Raw genomic sequence first — 1580 nt, 5'->3', positions numbered from 1 at the left:
TTAGGTAATCTGCTATAAAAGCAGATACCGCACATTCGTTTATGTTAGAAAACATATTGTGCATTGTTTAGTTTTCAAAGAACATTTCTTGTTTGTTGCTGTCTCCGTGAGTCAGCTTCTATATAATAACCCGATTTTAAATAAATGTCAACACTTTTTTTGAAAAAAATATAAAATATTTTAAAAAAGTTTTCTAAATGCTATAATAATAGCTATATTCATTAATATTTTTAGGAGGATATCATTATGAAAAAGACTAATGCGGCTCGCATTTTAGACCGTTTAAAGATAGATTATGAACTAAAAGAATATAAAGTAGATTTAAATGACTTAAGTGCTATCCATGTTGCTAAAGATGTAAATATGGATATAAAAACTGTATTTAAAACTTTAGTAGCTAGAAGTGATAAAAATGATATCATCATGGCTTGTATCCCTGGTGATGATGAATTGCATCTAAAAAAACTTGCTCAAGTTGCTAATTTTAAAAAGGTAGAAATGATACATCTTAAAGAATTATTGCCTTTAACTGGTTATGTACGTGGTGGTTGTTCTCCACTTGGTGCAAAAAAAGCTTATCCTGTATTCATTGATGAAACAGCTTTAAAATGGCCTAAAATAGCTATCAGTGCAGGTGTACGCGGAGAACAGATTTTACTTGCACCACAAGATTTAATAAAAGCTGTTAATGCTACTGTTGCCGATTTAATTAAATAAAAAAGAAAGTGATTTATATGAATACAGATGAAAGACGTGAACAAATCCTTTATACGTTAAAACAAACTAATACGCCAATTACCGGCTCAGAATTAGCTAATATCTTCAAAGTCAGTAGACAGATTATTGTCGGAGATATTACCGTTTTAAGAGCTTCCGGTCATAATATTTTTGCTACACCTAGAGGTTATTTACTACCTCACGACCAAGCAAAAGAAGAACAACTCGCCACTATAGCTTGCCAACATAATGATGATAATTTACAAACAGAATTAGAAATTATCATTGATAATGGTGGTAAAGTCCGTGATGTTATCGTTGAACACCCATTATATGGTGAAATTCGTGTCAATCTTTTCATCAATAGTCGTAGGGATATTCAGTTATTTTTGGCAAAAAAAGAAAAAACAAATGCTTCTGCTTTAATGAGCATAACAAAAGGCCTACATTATCATACGATTGAAATTCCTAATATGGAAACTTTGGAATTAATAAAAACTGAATTAAATAAGGCTCATATATTAATCGCCTAAACAAAAAGCAAGGATATAAACAAATGTTTTAATCCTTGCTTTTTTATTTACGAATAGAAATTAAACTCGCACATAAGCTTTTAATGTTGCAATTTTTTGCCCTATAGATTTTCCATATGGTGCTATAGTATATTCTTTTATATTTTCAGGTATTATAAATGTTTCTGCATAATGAACAACAAATGGAGCAAATAAATTTTCTGGTGAAGTTACAATTGCTTCTTCACCTTCAATTAAATTCAAAACATTTACCAAATGCGAGCGTAAAGCCCCTAAATTTATTTATGGGGATATAAGCTCGCTAAAAAACAATGATTCGATATCATTGTT

3 protein-coding genes are annotated in these 1580 nt (G+C 30.2%); 2 read left to right on the top strand and 1 reads right to left on the bottom strand.

The features are described 5' to 3' along the window. The first annotated feature begins 246 nt into the window (after positions 1 to 246). Both ybaK and AC5LAX_RS06890 read left to right on the top strand, forming a co-directional pair. Complete coding sequence (gene ybaK, locus AC5LAX_RS06895; RefSeq protein WP_008539794.1) at positions 247 to 717, top strand: Cys-tRNA(Pro) deacylase; 471 nt, start codon at positions 247 to 249, stop codon at positions 715 to 717. A gap of 17 nt (positions 718 to 734) precedes the next feature. After that, positions 735 to 1250, top strand: a complete 516-nt coding sequence (locus AC5LAX_RS06890; RefSeq protein WP_008539793.1) for a transcription repressor NadR — start codon at positions 735 to 737, stop codon at positions 1248 to 1250. 60 nt (positions 1251 to 1310) lie between these two features. On the opposite strand, the gene AC5LAX_RS06885 is transcribed toward AC5LAX_RS06890, so the two are convergent. Next, entirely contained in the window at positions 1311 to 1493 is a 183-nt protein-coding gene (locus AC5LAX_RS06885; protein WP_220450494.1) for a hypothetical protein, read from the bottom strand. Between the last annotated feature and the right edge of the window lie 87 nt (positions 1494 to 1580).

It is taken from the genome of Megamonas sp., assembly GCF_986095205.1.
This window is presented reverse-complemented; position numbering and strand designations above follow the sequence as displayed.

What these genes read in the sequence shown, in the direction of transcription:
- AC5LAX_RS06890 (WP_008539793.1), top strand. Translation starts at nt 735, where the DNA reads ATGAATACAGATGAAAGACGTGAACAAATCCTTTATACGTTAAAACAA.
- ybaK (WP_008539794.1), top strand. Translation starts at nt 247, where the DNA reads ATGAAAAAGACTAATGCGGCTCGCATTTTAGACCGTTTAAAGATAGAT.